The sequence below is a fragment of the Falsiroseomonas sp. genome (genome assembly GCF_030695085.1).
Taxonomy (GTDB): Bacteria; Pseudomonadota; Alphaproteobacteria; order Acetobacterales; family Acetobacteraceae; genus Falsiroseomonas.
In genome coordinates this window covers 1-26295 of the sequence record NZ_JAUYTS010000021.1, presented here as the reverse complement: position 1 = coordinate 26295, position 26295 = coordinate 1, and the positions used below count along the sequence as shown (strand labels likewise).

Annotated in this window: 26 protein-coding genes and 2 tRNA genes; 7 read left to right on the top strand and 21 right to left on the bottom strand. The window is 70.2% G+C overall.

Annotation, left to right across the window (positions count from 1 at the left end; genetic code table 11):
• Positions 1 to 20: 20 nt before the first annotated feature.
• From Q8S40_RS02095 to Q8S40_RS02080, 4 genes are all read left to right on the top strand, one after another.
• Positions 21 to 317 (top strand): hypothetical protein, encoded by a 297-nt coding sequence (locus Q8S40_RS02095; protein ID WP_305669110.1) that lies wholly within the window; start codon positions 21 to 23, stop codon positions 315 to 317.
• A 79-nt stretch (positions 318 to 396) separates the two neighbouring features.
• Entirely contained in the window at positions 397 to 747 is a 351-nt protein-coding gene (locus Q8S40_RS02090; protein ID WP_304816180.1) for a RidA family protein, read from the top strand.
• A 399-nt stretch (positions 748 to 1146) separates the two neighbouring features.
• Complete coding sequence (locus Q8S40_RS02085; protein WP_305669109.1) at positions 1147 to 1956, top strand: CHAP domain-containing protein; 810 nt, start codon at positions 1147 to 1149, stop codon at positions 1954 to 1956.
• A gap of 33 nt (positions 1957 to 1989) precedes the next feature.
• Positions 1990 to 2496 (top strand): cupin domain-containing protein, encoded by a 507-nt coding sequence (locus Q8S40_RS02080; RefSeq protein WP_305669108.1) that lies wholly within the window; start codon positions 1990 to 1992, stop codon positions 2494 to 2496.
• On the opposite strand, the gene Q8S40_RS02075 is transcribed toward Q8S40_RS02080, so the two are convergent.
• The 4 genes from Q8S40_RS02075 to Q8S40_RS02060 form a co-directional block, all read right to left on the bottom strand.
• Entirely contained in the window at positions 2497 to 5178 is a 2682-nt protein-coding gene (locus Q8S40_RS02075) for a valine--tRNA ligase (protein ID WP_305669107.1), read from the bottom strand.
• A gap of 113 nt (positions 5179 to 5291) precedes the next feature.
• Positions 5292 to 5882 (bottom strand): DUF2497 domain-containing protein, encoded by a 591-nt coding sequence (locus Q8S40_RS02070; protein WP_305669106.1) that lies wholly within the window; start codon positions 5880 to 5882, stop codon positions 5292 to 5294.
• A gap of 3 nt (positions 5883 to 5885) precedes the next feature.
• Positions 5886 to 7271 carry a TolC family outer membrane protein gene (locus Q8S40_RS02065; RefSeq protein ID WP_305669105.1) on the bottom strand — a complete coding sequence of 462 codons (1386 nt, stop codon included), beginning with the start codon at positions 7269 to 7271 and terminating at the stop codon, positions 5886 to 5888.
• 99 nt (positions 7272 to 7370) lie between these two features.
• On the bottom strand, positions 7371 to 8078 hold the full coding sequence (locus tag Q8S40_RS02060) for a protein-L-isoaspartate O-methyltransferase (RefSeq protein WP_305669104.1): 708 nt from the start codon (positions 8076 to 8078) through the stop codon (positions 7371 to 7373).
• Positions 8079 to 8270: 192 nt separating this feature from the next.
• Between Q8S40_RS02060 and Q8S40_RS02055 the strand changes: the two genes are divergently transcribed.
• From Q8S40_RS02055 to Q8S40_RS02045, 3 genes are all read left to right on the top strand, one after another.
• Positions 8271 to 8341, top strand: a tRNA-Cys gene (locus Q8S40_RS02055).
• 83 nt (positions 8342 to 8424) lie between these two features.
• Positions 8425 to 8499: transfer RNA gene (locus Q8S40_RS02050), tRNA-Asn, on the top strand.
• Positions 8500 to 8674: 175 nt separating this feature from the next.
• Positions 8675 to 9355 carry an HAD hydrolase-like protein gene (locus tag Q8S40_RS02045; RefSeq protein ID WP_305669103.1) on the top strand — a complete coding sequence of 227 codons (681 nt, stop codon included), beginning with the start codon at positions 8675 to 8677 and terminating at the stop codon, positions 9353 to 9355.
• A gap of 4 nt (positions 9356 to 9359) precedes the next feature.
• On the opposite strand, the gene prpB is transcribed toward Q8S40_RS02045, so the two are convergent.
• The 17 genes from prpB to tsf all read right to left on the bottom strand — a co-directional run bounded on the left by prpB (position 9360) and on the right by tsf (position 26206).
• Complete coding sequence (gene prpB / locus Q8S40_RS02040) at positions 9360 to 10280, bottom strand: methylisocitrate lyase (protein WP_305669102.1); 921 nt, start codon at positions 10278 to 10280, stop codon at positions 9360 to 9362.
• Positions 10281 to 10318: 38 nt separating this feature from the next.
• Positions 10319 to 11197: a DUF697 domain-containing protein gene (locus Q8S40_RS02035; protein WP_305669101.1), complete on the bottom strand. Its 879-nt coding sequence runs from the start codon at positions 11195 to 11197 to the stop codon at positions 10319 to 10321.
• A complete protein-coding gene (locus tag Q8S40_RS02030) occupies positions 11194 to 12591 on the bottom strand; it encodes a YcjX family protein (protein ID WP_305669100.1) in 1398 nt (465 codons plus the stop codon). The genes Q8S40_RS02035 and Q8S40_RS02030 overlap by 4 nt, the downstream gene beginning before the upstream one ends.
• Before the next feature lie 10 nt (positions 12592 to 12601).
• Positions 12602 to 12997, bottom strand: a complete 396-nt coding sequence (gloA, locus tag Q8S40_RS02025) for a lactoylglutathione lyase (protein ID WP_304816195.1) — start codon at positions 12995 to 12997, stop codon at positions 12602 to 12604.
• Positions 12994 to 13869: an LpxI family protein gene (locus Q8S40_RS02020; protein WP_305669099.1), complete on the bottom strand. Its 876-nt coding sequence runs from the start codon at positions 13867 to 13869 to the stop codon at positions 12994 to 12996. Before Q8S40_RS02020 ends, gloA begins: the two co-directional genes overlap by 4 nt.
• Positions 13866 to 14705 (bottom strand): acyl-ACP--UDP-N-acetylglucosamine O-acyltransferase, encoded by an 840-nt coding sequence (gene lpxA, locus Q8S40_RS02015; protein ID WP_305669098.1) that lies wholly within the window; start codon positions 14703 to 14705, stop codon positions 13866 to 13868. The genes Q8S40_RS02020 and lpxA overlap by 4 nt, the downstream gene beginning before the upstream one ends.
• Before the next feature lie 29 nt (positions 14706 to 14734).
• Positions 14735 to 15232, bottom strand: coding sequence for a 3-hydroxyacyl-ACP dehydratase FabZ (gene fabZ, locus Q8S40_RS02010; protein ID WP_304816200.1), 498 nt, complete (start codon positions 15230 to 15232; stop codon positions 14735 to 14737).
• A gap of 30 nt (positions 15233 to 15262) precedes the next feature.
• Positions 15263 to 16300: a UDP-3-O-(3-hydroxymyristoyl)glucosamine N-acyltransferase gene (gene lpxD / locus Q8S40_RS02005; protein ID WP_305669097.1), complete on the bottom strand. Its 1038-nt coding sequence runs from the start codon at positions 16298 to 16300 to the stop codon at positions 15263 to 15265.
• A 3-nt stretch (positions 16301 to 16303) separates the two neighbouring features.
• Positions 16304 to 17098 carry an OmpH family outer membrane protein gene (locus Q8S40_RS02000; protein WP_304816204.1) on the bottom strand — a complete coding sequence of 265 codons (795 nt, stop codon included), beginning with the start codon at positions 17096 to 17098 and terminating at the stop codon, positions 16304 to 16306.
• A 23-nt stretch (positions 17099 to 17121) separates the two neighbouring features.
• On the bottom strand, positions 17122 to 19461 hold the full coding sequence (bamA, locus tag Q8S40_RS01995; protein WP_305669096.1) for an outer membrane protein assembly factor BamA: 2340 nt from the start codon (positions 19459 to 19461) through the stop codon (positions 17122 to 17124).
• Positions 19462 to 19654: 193 nt separating this feature from the next.
• Positions 19655 to 20764, bottom strand: a complete 1110-nt coding sequence (gene rseP, locus Q8S40_RS01990) for an RIP metalloprotease RseP (protein ID WP_304816207.1) — start codon at positions 20762 to 20764, stop codon at positions 19655 to 19657.
• Between the two features lie 84 nt (positions 20765 to 20848).
• Positions 20849 to 22027, bottom strand: coding sequence for a 1-deoxy-D-xylulose-5-phosphate reductoisomerase (gene dxr, locus Q8S40_RS01985; RefSeq protein WP_305669095.1), 1179 nt, complete (start codon positions 22025 to 22027; stop codon positions 20849 to 20851).
• A complete protein-coding gene (locus tag Q8S40_RS01980) occupies positions 22015 to 22884 on the bottom strand; it encodes a phosphatidate cytidylyltransferase (protein WP_305669094.1) in 870 nt (289 codons plus the stop codon). Before Q8S40_RS01980 ends, dxr begins: the two co-directional genes overlap by 13 nt.
• Before the next feature lie 13 nt (positions 22885 to 22897).
• Positions 22898 to 23572, bottom strand: a complete 675-nt coding sequence (gene uppS, locus Q8S40_RS01975; protein WP_370690884.1) for a polyprenyl diphosphate synthase — start codon at positions 23570 to 23572, stop codon at positions 22898 to 22900.
• Positions 23573 to 23729: 157 nt separating this feature from the next.
• Entirely contained in the window at positions 23730 to 24302 is a 573-nt protein-coding gene (gene frr / locus Q8S40_RS01970) for a ribosome recycling factor (RefSeq protein WP_304816213.1), read from the bottom strand.
• A gap of 129 nt (positions 24303 to 24431) precedes the next feature.
• Entirely contained in the window at positions 24432 to 25154 is a 723-nt protein-coding gene (gene pyrH / locus Q8S40_RS01965) for a UMP kinase (protein WP_304816215.1), read from the bottom strand.
• Positions 25155 to 25297: 143 nt separating this feature from the next.
• On the bottom strand, positions 25298 to 26206 hold the full coding sequence (tsf, locus tag Q8S40_RS01960) for a translation elongation factor Ts (protein ID WP_304816217.1): 909 nt from the start codon (positions 26204 to 26206) through the stop codon (positions 25298 to 25300).
• Between the last annotated feature and the right edge of the window lie 89 nt (positions 26207 to 26295).

Sequence of the window (26295 nt, the reverse complement as noted above, 5' to 3'; positions counted from 1 at the left end):
GGGTGCGGTAGCATCGTCGCATGACGAAGCGCCGCACCCTGCTGACCTGCCTGCCGATCGCCCTGGCCCCCGGGGCGGCCGGCGCCTTCCGGCTGGAGGCGCCCTCGGCCGCCACCACCGCGGATTACGGCGCCGGCTGCCCGGCGACCGACAGCCACGCAGCCCTGCAGGCCGAGGTGTCGCGCATGCTGGAAGGCCGCCCGCTGCCGCCGGCGCTGGCGCCGCGCCTGGCCAGCCTGGCGCGTTGCCCCTTCTGCGGCTGCGCGGTGACTGGCGCCGCCGATCATGGCGAGGACCGCCCCCGCCCCGAGGGCTGATGCCACCCCCTCACCTTGCCGCATCCGGCAACGCGGCCTAGGAAAAGCGGGCCAAAACCGCTCCAGGAGCATGCGCGCAATGTCCAAGATCACCCGCCAGGGCAGCAACCCGATCCTGTCCTCCTCCGTCGAGTACCATAACTTCGTCTATCTGGCCGGCATGACGGCGGATGACCTGTCGCAGGACATCACCGGGCAGACCCAGCAGGTGCTGGCCAAGATCGATGCCGCCCTGGAAGCCAATGGCACGGACAACACCCGCCTGCTGCAGGCGCAGATCTGGCTGAAGGACATCCGCGACCGTGACGCCATGAACAAGGTGTGGGTCAACTGGCTGGGCGAGGCCGGCCGCCCGGTGCGCGCCTGCGTCGAAGCCAACATGGCCGACCCGCGCCACCTGGTGGAGATCATGGTCACCGCCTGCCGCTGAACGGCGCCGACCCCCAGAAACCCCCGCGTGGCGCCCGCCCGCGGGGGTTTTCTTTTTTCGCCAGCCGAAAGCCACCCATTCGGCAACGACATGACAGCCATGTGACTCGATCCGGGCGGCCTAGGAATCGGCGTTTCACGTGTTGCATTTATGCCGCAACACTGTGGCTTCGTGTTTCGCCGTGTTTCAACCTAGGAAGATGATCTGTTCCATCAGCCCCTCCCGGGCGCGTGATGAACGAATCACCCTGTAAATCCGCCCGACTGATCACAGCGGCTTGCCCGGTCCCGCCGCTGCCGGTTACCGCAGGCGTCAGGACGCGCCACGAGGGCCGGCCGGCGGCGAAACAGGGGATGGTAGATGCGGGCAAAAGGCACGCTTGCAGTACTCTGTGTCCTGATGGGCACTGCCCTGATCCAGGTACCGGCCGAGGCATCCGAACGGGGCCAGCGCACCGCGCAGAAGCAGGCCCGCCCCGTCGCCGCTGCCACCGCCCCTAACGCTTCCAGCCAGGCGCAGCTCCGCGCCCAGGCCGCCGCCCGTGCCGCGGCAACCCGCCAGGCCGCCACCGCGCGCCGCCAGGGTGCCGCCGTTGAATCGCGCCACAGCCTGGCGCCCCAGCAGGTTTCCATGAGCGTGCCGCAGAACCTGCTGCGCCCCGCCTATGGCAACGGTGCCGGCACCCCGATCCTGCCCGTTTCCGTCACCTCCGGCCTGTCCTGCGTGCCCTTCGCGCGCATGGCCACGGGCATGAACATCAGCGGCGATGCCCGCCTGTGGTGGAGCAACGCGGCCGGCAGCTATGCCCGCGGCAATGCGCCGGAGCGCGGCTCCGTACTCGCCTTCACGGCCTCGGGCGGCATGCAGCGCGGCCATGTCGCCGTGGTCAGCCGGGTCGTTGGCCCGCGCACCATCCAGATCGACCATTCCAACTGGGGCGGCCCCGGCATCCGCCGCGGCACCGTGATGCGTGGCGTGATGGTGATGGACGTGTCCGACCGCAATGACTGGACCGCGGTGCGCGTGCAGGTGGGGCATGACAACAGCAGCTTCGGCCGCACCTACCCGACCCATGGTTTCATCTACAACCGCCCCGCCGGCACGCGGATGATGACCGCCGAGGCACCGCGCTTCACAGAGGTGGCCGAATACCCCTCCCCCCACGCCGCGCAGCATCAGCGCCTGGCGGCGCAACTTCTGGAGCGCTAGGGCGTCTGGCCCTCCCGATGGAGGGTTCCGGACATGCATGAACGCGGCGCCGATGGCGCAGAGCGGCTGACACTGGCGGATAGCGCCAGCCAGGGCGGCCAGATCCCCAACAACCCGCGCCTGCCCGTGCTGCTGCACCGCGGCGCTACGCAGCCCGGCGACCCGGCAGCGGCAGAGGCGCTGTTCGCGCGGCATGGCTGGCCGCCGGCCTGGCGCAACGGGATCTACGAATTCGACCACTACCACCCCAATGCGCATGAGGCGCTGGCCATCGCCCGCGGGCATGTGCGGGTGCGACTGGGCGCCGAGGCGGGGGTGGACCTGGATCTGGTGGCCGGCGATGTGGTGGTGCTGCCAGCCGGCACCGCGCATCGCAACCTGGGCCAGTCCGACGACCTGCTGGTGGTCGGCGCCTATCCGCCCGGTGACCCGCCGGAGCAGTTCACCACGCGGCCAGGAGAGCGGGAAAAGGCGCTGCATGCCATTCCCGCCACGGCGGACCCGCCCTGCGACCCGGTGACGGGTCTGGCCTACCGCTAGCTAGCCCGCGATCCGCGCCAAGGCCGCATCCAGCCGCGCCATCTCCGCCTGGAAGGCGGCGAGGCGGTCGCGGTTTTCCTCCACCACCTCCTCCTTCGCCCGGGCGACGAAATCGGCATTGCCGAGCTTGGCGGTCACCTTTGCCGCCTCGGCCTCCGCCTTGGCGCGGGCCTGGCCGAGGCGGGCGCGCTCGGCCGAGAGGTCGATGACATCGGCCAGCGGCAGCATCACCGTGGTTTCCCCCACCACGACCTGCGCCACGCCCTTCGGCACGGCGCCGTCCAGCGGCCGAACCTCGGTGGCACGCGCCATGCGGCGGATCACATTGATCCAGGCCTCGGCGCGGGCGAGCGTGGTGCCGGAGGCACCGGAGAGCAGCAGCGGCACGGTGACGGAGGGCGGCACATTCATCTCGGCCCGCACGCCGCGCACCTCGCCGATCAGGCCGACGAGCCAATCCAGTTCCTCCCGCGCGGCTTCGGCATCGGCCACCGGCACGGCGCCCGGCCATGCGGCGCGGATCAGGGTGCATTCGGCGCCGTAGCCGAATTCGGCGTGCAGCGCCTCCGTCATGAAGGGCATGGCCGGGTGCAGCAGCTTCAGGATGGTGCCGAAGACATGCTGGGCGGCGCCCTTCACCTCGTCCTTCGCCGGGCCATCCGGGCCATTCAGCACGGGCTTGGCGAATTCCAGGAACCAGTCGCAGAAGCTGCCCCAGACGAAGCGGTAGGACGCTGCCGCATACTCATCGAACCGAAAGGCCTCGAGCGCCGCTGTGGCCTCCGCCACCGCGCGGTTCGCGCCATCCAGGATCCAGCGCGCAAGCGGCGTTGTCGCGGAGGCCGGATCGAAGGAGGGGTCGGCCTTGATCCCGTTCATCTCCAGGAAGCGCGCCGCGTTCCAGATCTTGGTGCCAAAGGAACGAAAATCTTCCACGCGCTTGCGGCCGAGCTTTACGTCGCGGCCCGGCCCGGTCAGCGAGGCGATGGTGAAGCGCAGCGCGTCCGTGCCGTAGGCCTCGATCAGTTCCAGGGGGTCCATGACGTTGCCCTTGGACTTCGACATCTTCTGGCCCTTCTCATCCCGGACCAGGCCGTGGATGTAGACCTTCTCGAAGGGCACGCGGCCATCCATGAAGTGCAGGCCCATCATCATCATCCGGGCGACCCAGAAGAAGATGATGTCGAAGCCCGTCACCAGCACATCGCCGGGGTAGTATTTCGCCAGTTCCGGGGTCTGCTGCGGCCAGCCGAGGGTGCTGAACGGCCAGAGGGCGCTGCTGAACCAGGTGTCCAGCACATCCGGGTCGCGCACCAGTTCCACATCGCGGCCGAATTTGGCCCTGGCGGCGGCCTGCGCCTCGGCTTCGGTCTTGGCAACGAAGACCTCGCCATCCGGCGCATACCAGGCGGGGATCTGGTGGCCCCACCACAATTGCCGGCTGACGCACCAGGGCTGGATGTCGCGCATCCAGGCGAAGAAGGTGTTCTCCCACTGGCGCGGCACGAAGACGGTCTGGCCGGTCTCCACCGCGCGGATGGCGGGCTGCGCCAGGGTCTTGGCGTCCACATACCATTGCATGGTCAGCCGCGGCTCGATCGGCACGCCCGATCGGTCGCCATGCGGCACCTGGTTCACATGCGGCTCCACCGCCGCCAGCAGCTCCATCTCCTCCAGCTTGGCGATGATGGCCTTGCGCGCCGCGAAGCGGTCCAGCCCGTCCAGGCTGCGGAGGAAATCCGGCTCGGCCCAGGGGCCGGGGATCTCGGCCAGCGTCACCTTCGCATCGGCATCGAGGACGGAGGGGCTGGCCAGGCCGTGGCGCTTGCCCACCTCGAAATCGTTGAAGTCATGCGCAGGCGTGATCTTCACCGCGCCGGTGCCCTTCTCGGGGTCCGAATAGGCATCCGCCACCACCGGGATGCGCCGTCCGGTCAGCGGCAGCACCAGGTGCTTGCCCACCAGGTCCGTGTAGCGCGCATCCTCGGGGTGCACCGCCACCGCCGTGTCGCCGAGCATCGTCTCCGGCCGCGTGGTGGCCACCGTGACGAAGCGGCCCGGCTCGCCCTCCACCGGGTAGCGCAGGTGCCAGATATGGCCCTTCACCTCCCGGCTCTCGACCTCAAGGTCCGAGATCGCGGTCTGGAAAACCGGGTCCCAGTTCACCAGCCGCTTGTCGCGATACAGCAGGCCCTGGCTGTGCAGGGTGACGAACACTTCGCGGACGGCCTCGGACAGGCCCTCATCCATGGTGAAGCGCTCCCGCGGCCAGTCCAGGCTGGCGCCGAGGCGGCGGAGCTGGCGGGTGATGGTGCCGCCCGATTCGCGCTTCCATTCCCAGACATGGGCGAGGAAGGCCTCGCGCCCCATCTCGCGGCGCTTCTGGCCCTGGGAGGCGAGAAGGCGCTCCACCACCATCTGGGTCGCGATGCCGGCATGGTCCGTGCCGGGCTGCCACAGCGCGTCGCGGCCCTGCATCCGGCGGAAGCGGGTCAGGATGTCCTGCACCGTCATGGTCAGCGCGTGGCCGATATGCAGGCTGCCCGTGATGTTGGGCGGCGGGATCATGATGGTGAAGGGCTTGGCCGCACCCTCGGGGTGCGCCGCGAAGGCGCCTGAATCCTCCCAGCCCTGATAGAGGCGGGGTTCGATGGCGGCGTGGTCGAAGGTCTTGTCGAGCATGCGGCATCCCTTCCCCGGCCGCCGGGCTTCGTCAAGGGGCGCGCCGGGCGCGGCGGGTATTCCATGCCGCGCCGCGCTGGAGGTGCCGGGCGGTTCAGCCCGGCCCGGAAGGATCAGGGTGCTGCGCGCCCGATCACCCGCTCGATCTCCACCCGCACCAGGCGCTCCACCAAGGGCGGCAGGTGCTGGTCGAGCCAGGACTTCAGCAGCGGGCGGATTTCCTCCCGCACCACATCCTCGATCGAGGGGCCGGCACGGCTGACGGTGGCGCTACGCTCCGCCGCCACGCTGCGGAGCAAGGTGGCGAGGGTGGCGGTGGTGGCGGCGGCCACGGCCGGGGCGATGAGACCCTCCGCCGCGGACATCACATTGGCCACCGTCATCTCCGGATCGGCTTCCGGCTGCGGCGCGGGTTCCGGGCGTGGCTCCGGCGGTGCCGCCGCGCGTGGTGGCGGTCCCCGCTCGGGTTCCGGTTCGGGTTCGGGTTCAGGCTCCGGTTCCGGCTCCGGCGCCGGCGCCGGCGCCGGCGGGGCGGCGACCAGCATCGCCTCCGTCAGATCCAGCGGCTCCGGCTCCGCCTTGTTGTCCTGGGCCTCCTGCGCCTCATCCTCGTTCAGGATGCGCCGGATCGAGGCGAGGATATCGTCCATCGCCGGATCCGAGCCGCCACCCGGCGGCCGGCCCGGCTGACCCGTGCCGCTCATGCCTCAGCGCCCTTGCACGGCATAGTCACCGAAGCCGGCCCAGCGGGTCCGCACTGCGTTGTAATAGGCTTCCATGTCATAGATCTGCACCGGCAGGCTGAGGTCCCGCGCCGTGAGCCGCCCGACCGAAGCCGCCAGGCTGTGCGAGGCGGTGATCACATTGGCCAGCGCGCGCACCAGGCTGACGCGGGCGTTCAGCAGTTCCTGCTCCGCATTCAGCACATCGAGCGTGGTGCGGCTGCCGACCACGGCCTCCCGCTGCACGCCATCCAGCGCGATCTCGGCGGCGCGGATCTGCGCCCGTACGCTATCCACCTGGGCGCGGGCCGCGGTCAGCGTCTCCCACGCCGAGGTGGCCTGCTGGGTGGCGAGGCGACGCTGGTCGTCGACAAGCTGGCGCGCCTGCTGGGCGGATTGCCGCGCCTGGCGAACCTGCGCGTATTCCGCGCCGCCCTGGTAGATCGGCACGGTCAGGTTCGCGGTCACCTGGCTGCCGGTGGCGCGCGTATCGGGCTGTGCGTTGTTGTCGTTGCGGAAGGTGCTGCCATTCAGGCTGACCTGCGGCAGCAGGGTGGAGAAGTTCACATCCACCAGGTCCCGCGCCGCCGCCTCGTCGAACAGGGCGGCGACCACGTTGGGGTTGTTCTGGCCCGCCAGCGTGCCCGCCTCCGCCGCGGTGGCCAGCGGCACGCGCAGCGGCTGCGGCGCCACCAGGCGCTGCGGCGGCTGGCCCACCAGCCGGGTGAAGCTGGCGCGGGATTGCTGCAGGCGCCCCTCCGCATCGGCGCGCGCCGCGCGCGTGCCAGCCAGCCGGCTTTCGGCCTGTGCCACATCCGTGCGGGTGATTTCACCCACCCGGAAGCGTTCGTTGGTGGCCTGAAGCTGGCGGGTCAGCACCTGCTCATTGTTGATGTTGAGGCGCACTTCCTCCTGGTCCCGGATCACGGCGACATAGGCGTTCACCGTATCCGACAGGATCTGCTGTTCGGTGGCCAGCAGCCGCGCGCGCTGCGCCAGCACCTGGTTTTCCGCCCGCCGGGTCGAGGCGGTGGTGCGGCCGCCACGATACAGCGGCTGCGTCACGGAGGCCTGGAGCGCGGCCGGGTTGCGGTCCAGATTGGTGCGCACGCCGGCCGCGGTGTTGGTGCTGCGTCCCTGTGCGGTGCCGATGCTGCCGGCCACCTGCACGGTGGGGCGCCAACCGGCCAGGGCCTGCGGGACATTTTCATCCACCGCCCGAAGCTGCGCGCGGGCAGCCTGAAGGGTCGGGTTGTTGGCATAGGCCAGTGCCAGCGCATCCTGCAGCGACTGCGCCGCGGCGGGTGCGATCAGCGCCGGCGGAGCGGCCAGCAGCGCCGCGAGCGCGAGGGTGGGACGGGAGAACATCATCGGACTGCGGCTCCTACAACCCGCGAAGCGGGGCGGGTCTTCAATTCACCTGCGACCAGATCTTCCGCACCGGTCGCCCCGCCGGGGCGGGGCCGCGCATCAGAAGACGAAAGCCGGGGCGGGCTGGAAGGCGGGCAGAGGCAGCGTGGCGCAATCGAAGGCATCCGTCACGCTGAAGCTGCCGGCATGACGCACGCCCCACACCGCGCGCGAGGATGCGCCACGATCCGGTGCCGCCAGCACAGTGGCGAGGCGGCCACCTTCGGCAAGCTGGGCCGCGATGGCATCGGGCACCGACGGCACCTCGCCCTCGATCAGGATGGCATCATAGGGCGCGCCGGCGGCGTGCCCCGGGGCCGGGTCCGCCCGCACCAGGGTCACCGCTCCGGCCGGCAGCAGCCCGCCCAGCGCCTGACGGGCGATGGCCAGCAACGCGGCATCCGATTCGACCGCAACCACCCGCGCGCCGCAGGATGCCGCCACGGCGGCCGCGTAACCGGTACCGGCGCCGAGCACCAGCAGCCGGTCCCCATCGCGGATTCGCAGCAATTGCAGCAGCCGGGCGACTGCCATCGGCTGCATCAGGGCGCGGGCGCCGGGCAGGCGCACATCCTCATCCGCATAGGCACGGGCGGCGAGGCTGGGCGGCAGGAAGCGTTCCCGCGGCAGGTCGCCCATTGCGGCCAGCAGCCGCGGGTCCGTCACCTTGTTCGGCCGCAGTTGGCCGTCCACCATGAAGCGGCGCGCCGTCGCCATGCCATCTTCGGCATCCGCCACGACACGCGGTTGCGCATGATCCAGGTCCATCGTCGCCGCCTTGTCCATACGCCGCTTATACGTCCGGGCCGCCGCGCGGCCAAGCAGCACTTCCGCGACGCAGCATCCGGGCAACGGATTGCCGAAGTCTTCACGCGCCCCGGCGAGGCTCGCTGGACTCTTGACCCGCGGGCCGCCCTGCCGGATAGAGGCCCCGCTTCCCGCGTGGCACGCCACGCTTGGGGCCGCGTGGCAGAGTGGTGATGCAGCGGACTGCAAATCCGTATATGCCGGTTCGATTCCGGCCGCGGCCTTTCTACCCCCCGTCCATCGCCAATCGGCAAGGGGCGGGTTTACCGGGGACCGGGTGCTTGCTATAGCCCCCCCCACTGGCTGATCCGGCGTGGCGCAGCGGTAGCGCAGCGGACTGTTAATCCGTTGGTCGTAGGTTCGAATCCTACCGCCGGAGCCATTTCTCAAACTCCCAAGCCGGTCTTCGTCCTGTGGTGCAGACACGGGTTGTACGGCCCGCGCGCGTCCCTGGCTCCCGACTTAACTTAATGACCTACCCCGCTAAATTTACTTGCCGTCCGCAGTCTGGCGGGCCATGAGTCTGAATTACAATTCGGACAGGACAGACGGAGCGGGTGGACAGCTCGATCGATTCCCACGCCATCCGCACCGTGCGGGCCCGACGGCACGCCGTGCCCCGCCTCGCACTTTTCGACCTGGACGGCACCCTGGCCGATAGCCGAGACGTGATGTTCGAGGCGCTGGACCAGGCCGCCCGGCATTTCGGATTCCGTCGCATCGACAGGGCGGAGGCCGAGTCGCTGCGCGACCGGGATGCGCGCAGCATCATGCGCGTCCTCGGCGTGCCGCTGTGGAAGCTTCCGCGCATCGCCTCGCACATCAAGGGCCTGGCCGCCGCCGCCCCGCCGCCACCTTTGTTCCCCGGCACCGCTGCCATGCTGGCACGGCTGCGGGAGGCGGGGGTGACGCTGGCGCTGGTGTCCTCCAACTCCGAGATCAATGCGCGCCGCGCCCTGGGCGCGGAGGCCGCGGCGCATATCGGGCATTGGGCCTGCGATGCCACGCTGTTCGGCAAGGCCTCCCGCTTCCGCCAGGTGCTGCGGCGCACCGGGCGGCTGCCGGGCGAGGCGATCGCCATCGGCGACGAGTTGCGCGACATCGCCGCCGCCCGCAGCGCCGGCCTGGTCGCCGGCGCGGTGGCCTGGGGCTACGCCCTGCCCTCGGCGCTGGCGGCGGCGGAGCCGGACATCCTGTTCGCCAGCATGGCGGAGATCCAGGCCTTCTTCGGCGTCTGAGGGCCTATGGCTGCGGCATCCCCTCCGGGATCACCGTCGCCACCAGGCTGGAATCCAGCGCCTCATAGTCGTGGTAGCCGATGGTGGCGTAGAGCTGGGCGCGGGTCTGCATCCGGTCCAGCATCTTCATCGTGCCGCCATCGCGGTTGATCGCGGCATACAGCTCCTCCATCGCCTTGGCCGCGATGCGCAGATGGCTGACCGGCCAGATCACCATGGCATAGCCGAGGTCCTGGAATTCCTGCGCCGTGAAGAAGGGCGTGCGGCCGAATTCGGTCATGTTCGCCAGCAGCTTCACGCCCGGCATCCGGCGGGCGAATTCGGCGAACATCTCCCGCGTCACCAGGGCTTCCGGGAAGATCGCATCGGCCCCGGCATCGAGATACATCTGCGCCCGCGCCACGGCGGCATCCATGCCCTCGCTCGCCACCGCATCGGTGCGGGCGATGATGTACAGGTGCTTTCGAGCCTTGCGCGCGGCGGCGACCTTGGCCGCCATGTCCCGCGCATCGGCCAGCTTCTTGTCGTTCAGATGGCCGCATTTCTTCGGCAGCAGCTGGTCTTCCAGATGCACCGCGCCCGCGCCCGCTTCCTCGAACGTCCGCACCATGTGCATGACGTTCAGCGCCTCCCCGTACCCGGTATCGCCATCCACCAGGATCGGCAGGCCGGAGGCGCGGGCCACCTGGCGGATATGGAAGGCGACATCATCCACCGTGATCATGCCGAGATCCGGCAGGCCCATGGTGGCGGACATCGCGGCGCCGGACATGTACAGCGATTCGAACCCCGCCTGCTTCGCCAGCAGCGCCGCGATGCCGAGATGCGCGCCCGGCATCTGCAGGATCTGCGGACGATCGAGCAGCGCGCGGAAGCGCTGCCCCGCGGGGGCGTCGGGCAGGTCGTCGGCGATCACATAGGGCATGGCGAGGCTCTCCGTCTGGTCTGGGTATTACTGCATGATCAGCGCGGCGTGACGATGCGGCAGGCGCGTGCCGTGGCGCGGGCCAGCAGCAGCATGCGCCGCGCGGCGACCGCCCCCGTCGCCGCATCGCCGACGACGGAGGCGACCAGCGGGTTGGTGGTGACCGCGGTGACCGCCGCATTGATCGCGACATCGGCCGCCGCCACCGCACCGGCCTCGAACAAGGTCCGCCGCAGCAGCCGCATGGTGCCGAGCAGGCCCGGGCGCAGGCCGTGGATCATCGCCACTTCCCGCACCAGGCGCAGGCCACGCCAGGCGATGAACAGACCGTCCAGCGCCGGGGATGGCACGATGGCGGTGGCGGCCAGCGATTGCAGCGCAGCGGCGCGGCCTGCGGAGACGGCGGCGCGGTCGAGGGCGGCCAGCGGCCCGGCCTCCAGCAGCGCCAGCAGCGTCGGCAAATCCGGCGCCTTGCGGAGCGCGGGCAGCATCGGCTGTGCCTCCGGAACCCGCGCCGCCCAATCCAGCAGCGCCGCCCGGCTGGCCGCGAAATCGCCGCGCGCCACCGCCGCCCGGCCGCGTTCCACCGTGCCAAGGCCGGCCAGGCCGCGCAACTCGCGCAGAAAGGCGGCGGCGATCAGCCCGTAGCCGGCCACCGCGACGCCCAGCGTCAGCCAGCCGAGCCAGGCCGCGCGGGTGAACTGGTCCGCGACATAGCCGCCGACATCGATGGCCGAGAGACCCAGCAGCAGCACGCCGATGCCCGCCGCCGCCAACCCCACGGCGGACCAGCGCCCGCGCGCGGGGGGCGGCACGGCCACCGGCGCCACCGCCTGGTCCCAGCCGAAATCGAGGCGTGGTGCCGGGGCGCCGGCTTCCTCGGTCAGGATGCGGGGGCCGCGCGGGGTATCGCTCACAGCAGGTCTCCGATCAGGGATGCCAGCATCCGGTCCAGCCCGAGATGGGGCATGCCGGCCAGCCCGTCACCGGTCAGCCGTGGCGGGCGGAACACCGGCATGCGGAATTCGCCGCTGCGCCAGAAGGCGCGATCCGGGCGGCGGTCCGGTACCTCCCCGGGATAGATCCGCGCGCTGCGGCCGCCATCGAGCAGCACGCCGCGCACCGCCTGCACGTCCCGCCCATCGACGCGGGCCATGTCGTCCTGCGTGCAGCGCAGCGCGGCGATGGCGTGGACGGAGGTGGTGGCACCCCCGGCGCCCGCCGTGTCCCGCCCCACCAGATCCCCCAGCAGCCCGACCAGCGCCTTGCGCTGCGCCTCCGGCACATGGTCGGCCTTGGTGGCGGCGAAGCCGACATGCTGCACGCCCTGGCCGGTCAGCAGGTTGAGCCAGCCGCCGCCACGGCGCAGCGAGGTGGCGATGGCGGAAAGTGCCGCGGCGGTGTCGTCGAAGGCTTCCTCTCCGGCATGCAGCGACCCCAGCGCATCGACCAGCACCGCCTGGCGACGGAAGCGGCGGAAAAAGGGTTCGAAGAAGGCGCTGCGCTGGTCCGCCAGATAGGCTGCGTGGCGCCGCGCCAGCAGCCGGCCCAGCTCGCCCTGGCCGCCACCGGGCAGCGGGAAGAACCACAGCAGCGGCGCTTCCCCCCGCGGCCCCGGGTTCAGCGCCCGGCCGGGCTGAAGGAAGCGAAAACCGAGATCGTCCCGGCAGCGCAGCAGCGCGGCGCGATACAGGCGAAAGCCCTGCCGGGCCAGCGCCTCGTCATCCCGCGCGCCAGCTGGCAAGGCATCGACGAATTGAAGAAAGTCCTCGGCCGCCGCGGCCCGCCGCCCCTGGCGCAGCCGGGCCAGTGTCTCCCGCGACCAGTCATCATAGGACTGGTCCAGCATCGGCAGGTCGAGCAGCCACTCGCCCGGATAATCCAGCAATTCCAGCGTGACGCGCCGTTCCCCTGCCACCCAGCCACGCGCCTGGCCGAGCCAGGAGGCGGGGGCGAGGTCCAGCGCGATTTCCAGGGTGGAGAGATCCTCCGTGCGTTCCGGCCAGCGCGGCGGGTCGGCGGCGAGCGCCTCCAGATGCGCGGCCGCGTCGAAGCGCGGCGTGGATTCGATGCCGGGCGGCACCAGCCGTGCGCCCTTCAAGCGGTTGCCGGAGGCCGCCGCCAGGGCGGGCAGCGTGTTCACCCCCTGCCCCGCCGCCAGCAGATTCGCCACCAGCGAGGTCAGGAATACCGTCTTCCCGGCCCGCGACAGGCCGGTAACGGCCAGCCGCACCCTCTCCCGCCCCGCGAGCGCCCGCGCCGCATCGGTCATGCCGGCGAGGGCATCCTCCAGCGGCGTCAGGATCGCCATTCGGGTCGGGCTACTTCCGCTCGATCAGCTCGATCTTGTAGCCGTCCGGATCCTCGACGAAGGCGATGACCGTGGTGCCGAACTTCACCGGGCCGGGCTCGCGCGTGATCTTGGCGCCGCCGGCGCGCAGCTTATCGCAGGTGGCGTAGATGTCCGGCACGCCGACCGCGAGATGGCCGAAGGCGTTGCCCATCTCATACGTCTCGGTGCCGTAGTTGTAGGTCAGCTCCACCACGGCGGCGCCGGTCGATTCCTCCGCGTAGCCGACGAAGACCAGGGTGTACTTGCCATCCGGCACGTCGCGGCGGCGCAGTTCCTTCATGCCGAGCAGCTTGGTGTAGAAATCCACGCTGCGTTCGAGGTTGCCGACGCGGATCATGGTGTGCAGCAGCGAGCCCTGGCTCATGGGGTGGTTCCTTCCTTGAGGATGTGGTCTGCGTCCATCGCCAGCAGGAACAGCCCCGCAGCGTTGGCCTCCGATATGGTGGTGTCGCGATCCAGAACGATGGTGCCCACATGGCCGTTCCGTCGCGCTTCCACGGCAATGCCGCGCAGGCCCGCCGCGGCGGCGGCGCGGATGGTGTCCGGGCCGATGGCGGGCAGGTCCACCAGCTTGCTCTGCGCCGGCTTCACCAGTTTTATCAGTACGCCGCCCGGGCCTTCGCGGCGCATCTCGCCGGCGCGGGCGATCATGGCATCGGTGCCCTCGATGGCTTCCAGCGCCAGCACGAGACCCTGCTGCACGACGCAGCCCTGGCCGGCATCGGCGGCGCCGAGCTGGCGCGCGACGGTGATTCCGCGGCGGATATCCTCCAGCGCCTCCGCATCCGGTTGGGCGCGGGTCGGGCAGCCGGCCTCGATCAGCAATTCGGCGAAGATGTGCTGCGCGCCCAGCGGCTCGAAGCCCTCGTCGCGCAGCACGGTGACGACGGCGGTCAGCAGCGCATCATCGCCGCCGAACAGCGCCCGGCGACCAACCCTGGCCGCCAGCCGCAGACCCTCCCCATCCAGGCGTAGCGACAGGATGGAGGGGCGCGTCACGCGCCCGGCGAGCACCAGCTGCCGCGCGCCCTGTCGCCGCAGCAGCCCGAGCATGCGGCCGACGGCGCCGAGGCGTACCACCTCATGCGGCCAGGCCGCCCATTCGCGCGGATCGGCAAAACCTTCGACCAGCACGGCGAAGACGGGGCGGCCGGCGCGCCGCGCCGCATCCGCCACCCGCAGCGGCATGACGCCGCCGCCCGCGATCAAGCCGAGGGTTTGCAGGCCGCCGGTCACGCCGCCTCCCCGCTCTCCTCCTCGTCGCCGTAGCGGCCGAAGGGGATCAGGCCGTGGCGGCCGCGGTTGCGGGTGAAGGCCAGGATTTCCTCGACCAGCGCATTGCCGGGATAGGCGGCGGCGACGCTGCCCACCGCCTCATCCGGCCGGCCACCGCGATACAGATCGTGCACCGCGCGCGCTACCGTCACCACCTGGTCCTTGCTCAGCCCGAGGCGGCGCCGCATGGCGATGGTGTTGAGGCCCGCATGCTTGGCGCGAAAGCCCTTCACGCGGCCATAGGGCAGCACGTTGCGTTCCACGCCGGACATGCCGGCCACCATGGCCATGCGGCCAATGCGGACGAATTGCTGGACGGCGGCACCGCCCTGGACCACGGCGAAATCGCCGATCTCCACATGGCCGGCCAACATCACGTTGTTCACCAGGATGACATTGTCGCCGATCCGGCAGTCATGCCCGATATGGGCGACGCACATCACCAGGCAATCCGCGCCGATCCGCGTCATGCCATCGCCGCCGGTGCTGCCGCGATGGATGGTGACATGTTCGCGGATCTGGCTTCGGGCGCCGATGGAAACGCCGGTAGGCTGGCCCTTGTACTTGAGGTCCTGCGGCGGCAGGCCGATGGCGGCGAAGGGGTACACCTTCACCCCGTCGCCCAGCGTCACGCGGCCATCGAGCACGACATGCGCGATGAGTTCCACGCCCTGCCCCAGCACCGCCTCCGGCCCCACGACGCAGCCGGGGCCGATGTGGCAGCCGGCACCGATCTGCGCCCCGGCCGCGACATGGGCGGCGGGGTGGATGAAGCCGTTATGGCTTTGGGCCGGCATGATTTCGGAATCCACGCGGACGGGTTCGCTCACTTGTCGAGGATCATGGCGGCGTAGCTGGCCTCGGCCACCACCTTGCCGTCCACCTTGGCCTCGGCCGTGAACTTCCAGATGTTGCCGCGCTGCTTTTCCTTCAGCACATGCACACGCATCTGGTCGCCCGGCACCACCGGCTTGCGGAACTTCGCGCTGTCCACGGTCATGAAATAGACCAGCTTGCCCTGGGCGCTGGGACCCAGCGTTTCCACCACCAGCACGGCGGCTGTCTGCGCCATGCTCTCGATGATCAGCACGCCCGGGAAGACCGGATGCTGCGGGAAGTGGCCCTGGAAGAAATTCTCGTTGATCGAGACGTTCTTGATGCCGACGGCCGAGACATTCGGCACGATCTCCACCACGCGATCCACCAGCAGGAAGGGAAAGCGGTGCGGGATGGCCTGCATGATGCGGGCGATGTCGTAGACACCAACGGTCCCCTCGGGGGCTTCCGCCGCGGTGGCCGGCGTATTCTCTGCGGTCGCGTCCATGATCCTGTCTTCCGTTCGCTCCCAGGCGAATTAGGGTGCCGGCTTGGCCCTGGGCCGGCCGGCCAGTTTCCGCAGCGCGGCATAGGCGCGCATCGTCTCGCGCATCGGCCAGGCGGGTGACCCGCCGACGATCTCACCCGGACCGACATCGGACATGACGCCGGCCTGGGCCGCCACCTGCACCCGGTCGCCGATCTCGAGATGACCGGACATGCCAGACTGACCGCCCATCTGCACCCCGTTGCCGAGGCGCGTGGAGCCGGAGATACCGACCTGGGCCACCAGCACGCATCCCTTGCCGGTGCTCACGTTGTGGCCGATCTGCACCAGATTGTCGAGGCGCGTTCCCGCCCCCAGCACGGTGTCGGATTGGCTGCCGCGATCGACGCAGGCATTGGCGCCGATCTCCACCGCATCGCCCAGCAGCACGCGGCCCAGCTGGGGCATGGTCTCGAACCGCCCCTCCGGCGTCACCGCGAAACCGAAGCCTTCCTGGCCGACCCGTGCACCCGGATGCAGCACGACGAAGCGCCCGGCGATGCAATGCGACAGGCTGGCATGCGCACCGATGCGACAGCCCTGCCCCAGCACAACGCCCGCGCCGACCACGGCATGCGGGCCGATGATGCAGCCCTCGCCGATCTCCGCCCCGGCCTCGACCACGGCATAGGGTCCGATCTCAACCCCGGCCCCGATCCGCGCGGTGGCGTCGACCACGGCCGTGGCATGGATACCCGGCCGCGGCGCCGGCACGGGATGCAGGGCGCGGGCAATGCGGCCGAAGCCGAGATAGGCCTGCTTCGTCACGATCGCCGCACGGCCTTCCGGCAGGCGAGGCAGCAGATCCGGCGCCAGCACCACGGCCGCCGCCCGGCTTTCCGCCAGCAGCGGCAGGTAGCGCCGGTTGTCGAGAAAGCTGATTTCGCTGGCCCCGGCCGATTGCAGCGGCCCGACGCCGGTGATCCGCAGCGTGGCATCGCCGCCGATCAGTTCACCCCCGGCGGCGGCCGCGGCCTCGGCCAGGGTCAGGGCGGACCCCGCCGGAAAGAAGCGGGGATCCGCCGCCATGGCTCAGTTCCGTCGCGCCGGCGCCGCGGGGGCCTGCGGCGGCGGCGGCGGCGGCGCACCATTCGGCGCGGCACCGGCAGCAGGCGCGCCCGGGGCCGCATCGGTCGGCGGGGCGCCCTCGGCCGGCATGTTCACGCTGCGGAGCACCCGGTTCATCTGCGCGGAAATCTCATCCGTCAGGTCGAAGGCCGCATCGTTGAAGATCACCAGCGGCCGCGGCAGCACGATATTCACCCCGCGGGAGGCGGCGACCTGGCGGATCACGGCGCCCAGCGCCTGCTCGATCTGCTGCAACCCGGCCTGCGCCGCCTGGTCGATGGCGCGCGACCGGTCGCGGAAGATGCGCTGCGCGTCGGTGATGCGTTCCTGCAGGTCACGCTCCCGCGCACGAAGCTGCTCGGGTGCCAGGGTGGCACGGGCGGCGGCCAGGGACTGCTGCTCCTCGCGCCAGCGGCCCTGCTCGCCTTGCAGATCCTCGTTCAGCTTGGCGCGGCGACGCTCGATCTCCTCCCGCACCTGGTTGAAGGCGGCGGACAGGCGCTGCACCTCGGGGATGTCGACGATGGCAATGACCGGCGCCGGCGGGCGCTGGCCGGCGGCGGGCTGCTGTGCCGCCGGGCGCTGCGGTGTCTGCGCCGGGCGCTGCTGGGTCTGGGCCGGCCGCTGCTGCTGGCCCTGCGGCTGCCCCGCGGGCGGGACGAACCACTGCTGGCCCTGCTGCTGCGCCGAAGCCGGCAGGGTCAGCAGCAGGGGCGGCGCGAACAACAGGGAAGCCGCAAGAAGATGACGCAGGCGCATGGGACGAATTTCCACGATAATGCTCAGAAGCGGGTGCCGAAGCCGAAGCGCACCAGCTGCGTCTCGTCGTAGGACTTCTTCACCACCGCCTGGGCGATGTCGATATTGATCAGGCCGACCGGTGTGCGCCAGGAGATGCCGACACCGGCGCCGACACGGGGCGAGCTGTCATCCTGCACGCCAATCCCGGTCACCGGCGTTTCCGACAGCGAGCCGACATCGACGAAGGCGCGGCCGATCAACCCGATCTCGGAGGGCAGCGGCAGCGGGAAGCGAAGCTCCGTCGTCTGCGTCCAGATCAGGCGGCCGCCCAGCGGGTCGTCATTGCCGTTCGTGGAAGTATCGCGCGGGCCGGCACCGGCCAGGGCGAAGCCACGCAGATTGTCGCCGCCCAGGAAGAAGCGGTCGATGATCCGCTCCGGCCGGTCGCCCCAGGGGGTCAGCAGGCCGACACCGGCCTGCAATGCCAGAACGTATTCCGGCGCACCGAGGACGCGCTCGAGCGGGATGTAGCCCGCCACGTCGCCGCGCCAGCGAACATAGGCGACATCGCCGCCGAGACCCGCGACATCCGTTCCGACGCGAACGATGTAGCCGCTGCGCGGCTCGATCCGGCTGTCGCGCACGTCGTAGGACAGCGTGGTGCCGAGCTGCGACAGCAGCGTGACGCCGCGCTGTTCCTGGATGAACCGGCTGGCCGTCGAGTCGACGTCGAAGACATCGCGCTGCACCAGGCTGTAGGCCCAGCTCTGCCGCACCCGTTCGTTGAACTCATACCCGGCCCGCAACACGGCGCCGACGCGCTTCTCGGAGTAGCTCGACGTGTCCTGAAGGTTCCGCGTGATGTAGAAAAGATCCACGCCGGCCGCCAGGTTGCGGTCCAGGAAGGCAGGATCGGTCACCGAGAAATCCACCTGCGTGCGGCGCTGCGCCAGCAGGGTCTGCAAACGGGCATCGATGCCGGAGCCGAGGAAATTGCGTTCCCGGATGCCGAAATCGGTCAGCAGGCCCGCATCGGTGGAGAAGCCGCCGCCGAGCGAGATTTCGCCGGTCGGGCGTTCCGAGACGGTGGTCTGCAGCACCGTGCGGTCCGGTGCGGAGCCGGGCTGCACGGCGATCTCGGCACCGCCGAAATAGCCCAGGTCGCGGATGCGCTGGCGCGAACGGCGCACCTGCGCGGCATTGAAGGCATCACCTTCCGCGATACGGAATTCGCGGCGGATGACGCGGTCCGCGGTGCGGCTGTTGCCGGTGATGTCGATGCGCTCGACATAGGCGCGGGCGCCCTCGGCGACCTCGAAGGTCACGTCGACGCGCCGGTTCTCCCGGTCGCGCACCACGCGGGGGCGGACTTCCACGAAGGGCACGCCGCGCAGGCCGACGGCATCGGACAGCGCCTCGACCGAACGCTCGACCGCATCGCCGTCGTACCAGTCGCCCTCGGAGATCGCGAGCTCGCGGCGCAGCGAGTCCGGCTCGACGCCGCGCAGCGTGCTGGTGATCTCGGCCTTGCCGACGCGGTAGCGGGGGCCTTCGTCGATCGTGTAGGTCACGAAGAAGCCGCTGCGATCCGGCGCCAGCTCGGCCACCGCGCCGGTGACCTGCACATCGGCATAGCCCCGGCGCAGATAATAGCGGCGCAGCAATTCGCGGTCGAAATTCAGCCGCTCCGGGTCATAGATGTCGGAGGTGGAGAGGATGCGGTACCAGGCCTGTTCCCGCGTCGCCACAACGTCCCGCAACCGGCTGTCGGAGAAGGCGGTGTTGCCGACGAAGGAAATCCGGCTGACCAGCGCGGCCTCGCCTTCCGTGATCTCGAACACCACGTCGACGCGGTTCTGGTCGAGCTGGATGACCTTCGGCTCCACGCGCGCGGCAAAGCGGCCGCGGCGGGCGTAGAGGTCGAGGATACGCTGCCGGTCCGCCTGCGCCGCCTGCGGCGTGAACACGGCGCGGGCGCGCAGCGTCACCTCCGGGGTCAGCACGTCATCGGAGACCTTGCTGTTGCCCTCGAAGGCCACCCGGTTGACGATCGGGTTCTCCTCCACCGCCACACGGATGCGGTCGCCATCGCGGGCCACCGTCACGTCCCGGAACAGGCCGGTGGCGAACAGCGTCCGCAGGCTGCGGTCCAGCCGGTCCGCATTGAACGGGTCGCCCGGCTGCAACAGCATGTAGGAGCGGATGGTATCCGCCTCGATCCGCTGGTTACCGGTGACATCGATGCCGCGCACCACGCCGGAGGCGGGGAGCGTTGCGGCGGTGGGGGCGCGCGGACCGCGGGTCTGCGCTTCCGCGTTCAGCGCGAGGCCGACGGGGACGAGGCAGGTGGCGGCGAGCAGGAGAAGCCGATTGGCGACCAAGAGGTGTATCCCCGGGGGGGTGAGTAAGGCTGCGGAGACTACCCGAGCCACCAGGGGGCCGCCACCCCCGGCGGCGCGCCCCCCGGGCCCGTATGCCGGAGACTGCCTGGCAAAAGCGGCCGAAGCGGGGCAGCAGGCTGGGCCGTGGCGCCCGGGCCACTGAAAATCCTTGAGATTTTAGGCGGACCCGGGTTCAGCCGAACAGCCCCGCTGCCCAGCGGAACAGGCCGAATTGCGAAAGGTCGTTCCAAGTGGCGAAGACGAACAGGGTGATCAGCAGCGCGAATCCGGCGCGGAAGCCATATTCCTGCGCCCGCGGCGGCAGCGGCCGGCCGCGGATCGCCTCCGCCGCGTAGAACATCAGGTGCCCGCCATCCAGCACCGGTATCGGGAACAGGTTGATCAGCGCCAGGTTCACGGACAGCACGGCCATGAAGGAGATCAGGCTGGCGATGCCAAGCTCCGCCACCTGGCCTGACATCTGCGCGATCCGCAGCGGCCCGCCGAGTTCCTCCGCCCCACGCCCGCCGGCGATCATCTGCCACACCGCGCCCAGCGTCTGCACGGTGATGTCCGCGGTCTGCGTGGTGCCGGCCCAGACCGCGCTGAAGGGGTTCATCCGCTCGAACTGCGCCGGCGCCGCGCCGACGCCGAGGATGCCGACGGAGGTCTCGCCCATCGCCCGCGCGATGGGGGTCGCGGTCAGCGTCCGCTCCACGCCGTCACGCTCCACCGTCACCGCGATCGGCGTGCCGGCACGCGGCTGGACGTGGCGCTGCACCTGCTCGAACCGCATCACCGGCTGGCCATCCAGCGCGACGATCCGGTCGCCCGGCAGCAGCCCGGCGCTGGCGGCGGCGGAGCCTTCCTGCACGGTGCCCACGGCCGTGGTGGCGGCGGGCTGGCCCACTGTCATGTACAGCGCGGCGAACATCAGGGCGGCGAGGATGAAGTTGGCCAGCGGGCCGGCGGCCACGATGATGGCACGGTCGCCCACCGGCTTCTCATGGAAGGTCTGGCCCGGGCGCCACGCCGCGCGCACCGCTTCCGGCGCGTCTTCCGGCTGTTCCTGGCCGTGCAGCTTCACATAGCCACCCAGCGGCAGCCAGCCGATGCGCCATTCCGTGCCCTGCCGGTCGCTCCAGGAGGCGATCGCGCGGCCGAAGCCGACCGAGAAACGCTCGACATGCACGCCGCGCCAGCGGGCCGCGAGGTAGTGGCCAAGCTCATGGAAGAACACCAGCACACCCAGCACGACCACGAAGGCCAGGATGGTGCGGATCGGTTCGGGAAGGAAATCCAAGGTGTTCTCCACAGGCGCGGAGCGCCAAAAACTTAACAGGCGCGGAGCGCCAAAAACGAAACCGGCGCAGGCGCGCCAAAGCTCTCAGCCGACCGCGGCGCGGGCCTCGGCGTGGCGGCTTGCCGCGCGGCGGGCCGCGGCGTCGAGCGCCAGGATATCCTCCAGCCCCTCCGCCCGCGCGGTCACCATACCCTCCAGCGTCGCCTCGACCACCGATGCGATCTCCAGGAAGCCGAGGCGGCCGTCGAGGAACATCCCCACCGCCACTTCGTTCGCAGCATTCAATATAGTCGGGGCGCCACCGCCGGCCTGCAAGGCCTCCCGCGCCAGGCGCAGCGCCGGGAAGCGCGCGGGGTCCGGGGCGGCGAAATCCAGCCGGCCGAGGGCTGCGAGATCCAGCCGCGGGGCACCCACATGGATGCGCTTCGGCCAGGCCAGCGCATGGGCGATGGGGGTCCGCATATCCGGCGTGCCGAGTTGCGCCATCAACGAGCCATCGGCGAACTGCACCAGCCCGTGCACGGCGGATTGCGGATGCACCAGCACCTCGATCCGCTCCGGCGGCACGGGGAACAGGCGGGCGGCCTCGATCAGCTCCAGCCCCTTGTTCATCATGGTGGCCGAATCGATGCTGATCTTGGCGCCCATCGACCAGACCGGGTGGCGCACCGCCTCCGCCGGGGTGGCGCGGGCCATGCGCTCCAGGCTCCATTCGCGGAACGGGCCGCCGGAGGCGGTGAGGATGATCTTCTCGACCCCCGCCGGGTCCTGGCCATCGAGCGCCTGGAAGATGGCGTTGTGCTCGGAATCGACCGGCAGCAGGGTCGCCGCGCCCTGGCGCGCGACGGCCAGCACCAGCTCCGCCGCGCAGACCAGGCTTTCCTTGTTGGCCAGCGCCAGCGTGCCGCCGCGCGCCAGCGAAGCGAGGGTGGAGCGCAGCCCGGCCGCGCCGACGATGGCCGCCATGGTCCAGTCCGCCGGGCGTGCGGCCGCTTCCTCCACCGCCGCGCGTCCCGCCGCCACGGCGATGCCGCTGCCGGCGAGTGCCGCCTTCAGATCGGCATAGGCACCCTCATCCGCCACCACGGCCAGCCGGGCCCGATGGCGCAGCGCCTGTTCGGCGAGGACGGCGAAATCCCGGTTGGCGACCAGCGCCTCGACCCGGAAGGCGCCATCCGGTGCCGCATCCAGCAGCGCCATGGTGGAACGGCCGACGGATCCGGTGCTGCCGAGGATGGATACCGAACGCGTCACCAGACCCATCCCCACAGTGGCCGCCCCTGCCCCAACGCATAGGACAGCAGCGCCGCAACCGGCGCTGCCGCCAGCACCCCATCCAGCCGGTCCAGCAGCCCGCCATGGCCGGGGATGAGGGAGGAGGTGTCCTTCACGTTGAAGTGGCGCTTGATGGCCGATTCGAGAAGATCCCCCGCCTGCGAGGCGACGCCCACCAGCACCACCACCACGGCGATCGAGGCCAGCGCCGCCCCGGGCGTGAAGGCCAGCGCGCAGGCGCCACCGAACACCAGCGCCGCCGCCAGCCCACCCAATGCGCCCGACCAGGTCTTGTTGGGCGAGATCGCCGGCGCCAGCTTCGGCCCGCCAAAGGCCCGGCCGGCCATGTAGGCGCCGATATCGGAGGCCCAGACCACGATGAAGACGAACAGCACATTGCCGCGCCCGGCCTCATTGTCATAGCGCAGCTCGATCAGCGCGAGGCCGGCCAGGCCGATATAGAGCACCCCCGCCGCCAGCCGCCGCGCCGGCTGCGTCACGCCGGAGCGCCGGCCCATCCGTGCCACCCCGAGCCAGGTGATGGCCGAGCCGGCCAGCAGCACCACGAGGGCGGCCCGCGCCTGGTTCATCACCGCCAGCGAACCGGCCGCCAGCACCACGAGCGGCACCGCAAGGCCCGGGAAGGCCCGGGTCCGCCGGCCGCACAGATGCACCCATTCCCAGGTCAGCACCGCAACGGCGAGCGCCACCATCGCGGTGAAGGATTCCGCGCCGAACCAGATGCAGGCCAGTGCCGCCGGCAGCAGCACGGCGGCGGAAAGCGCGCGTTTGCGAAGATCCGTCCAACGCTTGCCGGCGCCAGGTGCGCCGCCTGAATCTGTCATCCGATCAGCCGTATCACGCAACGCGCAGGCCGTAGCGGCGATCGCGGCGGGCAAATTCGGCGATGGCCTGCGCCAGATGCGAGGCGTCGTAATCCGGCCACAGCACATCCTGGAAGACGAATTCGGCATAGGCCGATTGCCACAGCAGGAAGTTGGACAGCCGCTGTTCGCCGCTGGTGCGGATGATGAGGTCGGGGTCCGGCATGCCAGCGGTGGAAAGCTGGCTGGCAAAGGTCGCCATGTCCACCTGTTCGGGGTCCAGCGTGCCGGCGGCCACCTGGCGCGCGAGATCGCGCGCCGCCGTCACGATCTCCGCCCGCCCGCCATAGGAGACGGCGACATTGAGGTTGAGGCGGGTGCCATGGGCCGTCGCGACCTCCGCCGCGCCGATCGCGCGCACGGTTTCCGCGCCGAAGCGCTCCCGCTCCCCGATCACGCGCAGGCGGATGCCTTCCTTCGCCAGGCTGCCGACCTCGGAGCGGAGGTACATCCGCATCAGGCCGGTCAGGTCCCGCACCTCATCCGGCGGCCGCTTCCAATTCTCGGAGGAAAAGGCGAACAGGGTCAGCCAGCCGATGCCGGCCTTGGCCGCTGCCTCGATGGTGCGGCGCACCGCTTCGGCGCCGGCCTTGTGGCCCAGGGCGCGCGGCAGGCCACGGGCCGCGGCCCATCGGCCATTGCCATCCATGATGATGCCAATGTGCTGCGGGGCCCGGCCGCCGGAGCCGGGATGCGCCGGGTCCGTGGCACACGCCTGCGGTTGCGCACCGAGCGGCTGCTCGGCCGGCCCCAGCGGTTTTGCCGCCGCGCTCATCACCCGTGCATCCAAGCCGCCCAGCTCGCCATCAGTTTGTACGGATGTCCTTTTCCTTCTCCGCGAAGGTGGCATCGACGGTCTTGATGCTCTGGTCGGTCATCTTCTGGATCTCATCCGTCCAACGCTTCACGTCGTCCTGGGACACCTCGGACTTCTTGTCCTTCTCCCAGCCCTTGACGGTCTCCATGGCATCGCGCCGGACGCCGCGCATTGCAACCTTGCTGGCCTCCGCATACTTCGATGCGGTCTTCACAAGATCGTTTCGACGTTCCGTTGTCAGCGGCGGCAGGGGCACGCGGATCACCTGGCCCTCGGTCTGCGGGTTCAGGCCGAGGCCGGAATCGCGGATCGCGATTTCCACCGCCTTCACCACGGACTTGTCCCAGACCTGCACGGAAAGCAGCCCGGGCCCGGCGACGGAGATGTTGGAGACCTGCACCAGCGGCTGCACATTGCCATAGGCTTCGACGCGGATCGGCTCCAGCAGCGCCGGGCTGGCGCGGCCGGTGCGCAGGCCCTGGAATTCCTTCTTCAGCGTCTCCAGCGCGCCGTCCATCCGGCGCTGCAACTCGAGCTTGTATTCGGCGAAGTCGGCGGCCATGCCCGGATTCCCTCTCAAGCATTTTCAAGTCAGGCGCGAGTCTGACGACCCGGAAAATGCGACACACGAACTAAGCATCTTCAAGTCAGGCGACGCTGCCTGGTGGTCGAAAAATGCGGCAGGTGATGGTTATGGATCGACCACGGTGGTGAACTTACCCTCGCCATTCATGACGGCGGTGAAGGCACCGGGCTCGTGGATATTGAACACGACGATCGGCAGCTTGTTTTCCCGCGCCAGGCTGATGGCGGCGGCATCCATCACCGCGAGGTCGCGTGAGAGGACATCGAGGTAGGTGATGGTGGTGTAGCGTTCTGCATTCGGGTTCTTGCGCGGATCGGCGGAATAGACGCCGTCCACCTGCGTGCCCTTCAGCAGCGCATCGCAGGCCATCTCATTGGCGCGCAGCGCGGCGGCGGTATCTGTGGTGAAGAAGGGGTTGCCGGTGCCGGCGGCGAAGATCACGACGCGGCCCTTCTCCATGTGCCGCATGGCGCGGCGGCGGATGAAGGGCTCGCACAGGCTGGCCATCGGGATGGCCGACTGCACGCGGGTCGGCACGCCCAGCTTTTCCAGCCAGTTCTGCATGGCCAGCGCGTTCATCACGGTGGCCAGCATGCCCATGGCATCCGCCTGGGTCCGGTCCATGCCGGCCGAAGCCCCGGCGACACCCCGGAAGATGTTGCCGCCGCCGATCACCATGCAGACCTCGACGCCGAGCGCCACGACATCGCGGATATCCTCCGCGATGTTCTTCAGCACGGCGATATCGAGGCCGTAGTCGCGATTGCCCATCAGAGCCTCGCCGGAGACCTTGAGCAGCACGCGCTTGTAGAGGGGGGCTCTGCTCATCTTCTGTACGGGGTCCGGCTGGCTTGCGTTGCGTAACATAGGCGGCGCACCGTGGCGCCGGCAAGGCGAAGGGGGGCCGCGGCAAGGCGAAGGGGCAGCACGCCCGTGGCGGACCGCACCCTTCTGCCGGGCCCCGGGCCGGCTCAGCCCTTGGCGGCGGCGGCCACTTCGGCGGCGAAGTCGCTGGCCACCTTCTCGATGCCCTCGCCCAGATGGAAGCGGGCGAACCCGGTCAGCTTGCCGCCGGCCTTCTGGACCACCTGGCGCACGCGGGTCTCACCGTCATGCACCCAGACCTGCTCCAGCAGCACCACTTCTTCGTAGTACTTGCGGATGCGGCCCTCGATCATCTTCTCGATGATCTCCGGCTTCTTGCCGGAGGCTGCGGCCTGCTCGCGCAGCACCGCCTTCTCCCGCTCCAGGGCGGAGGGGTCGACGGCGTCGACATCCAGCGCATCCGGGCGGGTCGCCGCGACATGCATGCCGATCTGGCGGCCGAGGCCTTCCAGCGCCTCGATCTCGCTGGCGGCTTCCAGCGCGACCAGCACGCCGATCTTGCCGAGGCCCGGCTTCACCGCATTGTGCATGTAGGTGGCCACCGTGCCGGACGGCACACGCAGCACCTTGGCGCGGCGGATGGTCATGTTCTCGCCGATCGTGGCGATCAGGCGGGTCAGTTCCTCCTGCGTCGAGTGCTGGGTGCCCGGGAAGGTCGCGGCCTTCAGCGCCTCCACGTCATCGCCCACGGACAGCGCCAGGCTGGCCACTTCCGCGACGAAGGCCTGGAAGGCGTCATTGCGCGCCACGAAGTCGGTCTCGGCATTCACCTCGACCATCGCCGCGGTGTTGGGGCCGGAGGCGACGGCCACCAGGCCCTCGGCGGCGACGCGGCCGGACTTCTTGGCGGCGGCCGAAAGGCCCTTCTTGCGCAGCCAGTCGATGGCCGCTTCCATGTCGCCGGCGGCTTCCACCAGCGCCTTCTTGCAGTCCATCATGCCGGCGCCGGTCTTCTCGCGCAGGTCGCGTACCATCGCCGCGGTGATCTCGGCCATATCGATCGTCCCCGTCCATCGCATCACGGCCGCGCGGGCGCCATGCCCGGGCGGCCTCCAATTCAGCCGGCCGGGCTTGCGGCGCCCGG

Excerpts from the sequence above, each read along its gene's own strand:
- Q8S40_RS02095 (WP_305669110.1), top strand. The coding sequence starts at position 21 with ATGACGAAGCGCCGCACCCTGCTGACCTGCCTGCCGATCGCCCTGGCC.
- Q8S40_RS02090 (WP_304816180.1), top strand. The coding sequence starts at position 397 with ATGTCCAAGATCACCCGCCAGGGCAGCAACCCGATCCTGTCCTCCTCC.
- Q8S40_RS02085 (WP_305669109.1), top strand. The coding sequence starts at position 1,147 with ATGGGCACTGCCCTGATCCAGGTACCGGCCGAGGCATCCGAACGGGGC.
- Q8S40_RS02080 (WP_305669108.1), top strand. The coding sequence starts at position 1,990 with ATGCATGAACGCGGCGCCGATGGCGCAGAGCGGCTGACACTGGCGGAT.
- Q8S40_RS02075 (WP_305669107.1), bottom strand. The coding sequence starts at position 5,178 with ATGCTCGACAAGACCTTCGACCACGCCGCCATCGAACCCCGCCTCTAT.
- Q8S40_RS02070 (WP_305669106.1), bottom strand. The coding sequence starts at position 5,882 with ATGAGCGGCACGGGTCAGCCGGGCCGGCCGCCGGGTGGCGGCTCGGAT.
- Q8S40_RS02065 (WP_305669105.1), bottom strand. The coding sequence starts at position 7,271 with ATGATGTTCTCCCGTCCCACCCTCGCGCTCGCGGCGCTGCTGGCCGCT.
- Q8S40_RS02060 (WP_305669104.1), bottom strand. The coding sequence starts at position 8,078 with ATGGACCTGGATCATGCGCAACCGCGTGTCGTGGCGGATGCCGAAGAT.
- prpB (WP_305669102.1), bottom strand. The coding sequence starts at position 10,280 with ATGCCCTATGTGATCGCCGACGACCTGCCCGACGCCCCCGCGGGGCAG.
- Q8S40_RS02030 (WP_305669100.1), bottom strand. The coding sequence starts at position 12,591 with ATGGCGATCCTGACGCCGCTGGAGGATGCCCTCGCCGGCATGACCGAT.
- gloA (WP_304816195.1), bottom strand. The coding sequence starts at position 12,997 with ATGAGCCAGGGCTCGCTGCTGCACACCATGATCCGCGTCGGCAACCTC.
- lpxA (WP_305669098.1), bottom strand. The coding sequence starts at position 14,705 with ATGCCGGCCCAAAGCCATAACGGCTTCATCCACCCCGCCGCCCATGTC.
- fabZ (WP_304816200.1), bottom strand. The coding sequence starts at position 15,232 with ATGGACGCGACCGCAGAGAATACGCCGGCCACCGCGGCGGAAGCCCCC.
- lpxD (WP_305669097.1), bottom strand. The coding sequence starts at position 16,300 with ATGGCGGCGGATCCCCGCTTCTTTCCGGCGGGGTCCGCCCTGACCCTG.
- Q8S40_RS02000 (WP_304816204.1), bottom strand. The coding sequence starts at position 17,098 with ATGCGCCTGCGTCATCTTCTTGCGGCTTCCCTGTTGTTCGCGCCGCCC.
- dxr (WP_305669095.1), bottom strand. The coding sequence starts at position 22,027 with ATGGGTCTGGTGACGCGTTCGGTATCCATCCTCGGCAGCACCGGATCC.
- Q8S40_RS01980 (WP_305669094.1), bottom strand. The coding sequence starts at position 22,884 with ATGACAGATTCAGGCGGCGCACCTGGCGCCGGCAAGCGTTGGACGGAT.
- uppS (WP_370690884.1), bottom strand. The coding sequence starts at position 23,572 with ATGGATGGCAATGGCCGATGGGCCGCGGCCCGTGGCCTGCCGCGCGCC.
- frr (WP_304816213.1), bottom strand. The coding sequence starts at position 24,302 with ATGGCCGCCGACTTCGCCGAATACAAGCTCGAGTTGCAGCGCCGGATG.
- pyrH (WP_304816215.1), bottom strand. The coding sequence starts at position 25,154 with ATGAGCAGAGCCCCCCTCTACAAGCGCGTGCTGCTCAAGGTCTCCGGC.
- tsf (WP_304816217.1), bottom strand. The coding sequence starts at position 26,206 with ATGGCCGAGATCACCGCGGCGATGGTACGCGACCTGCGCGAGAAGACC.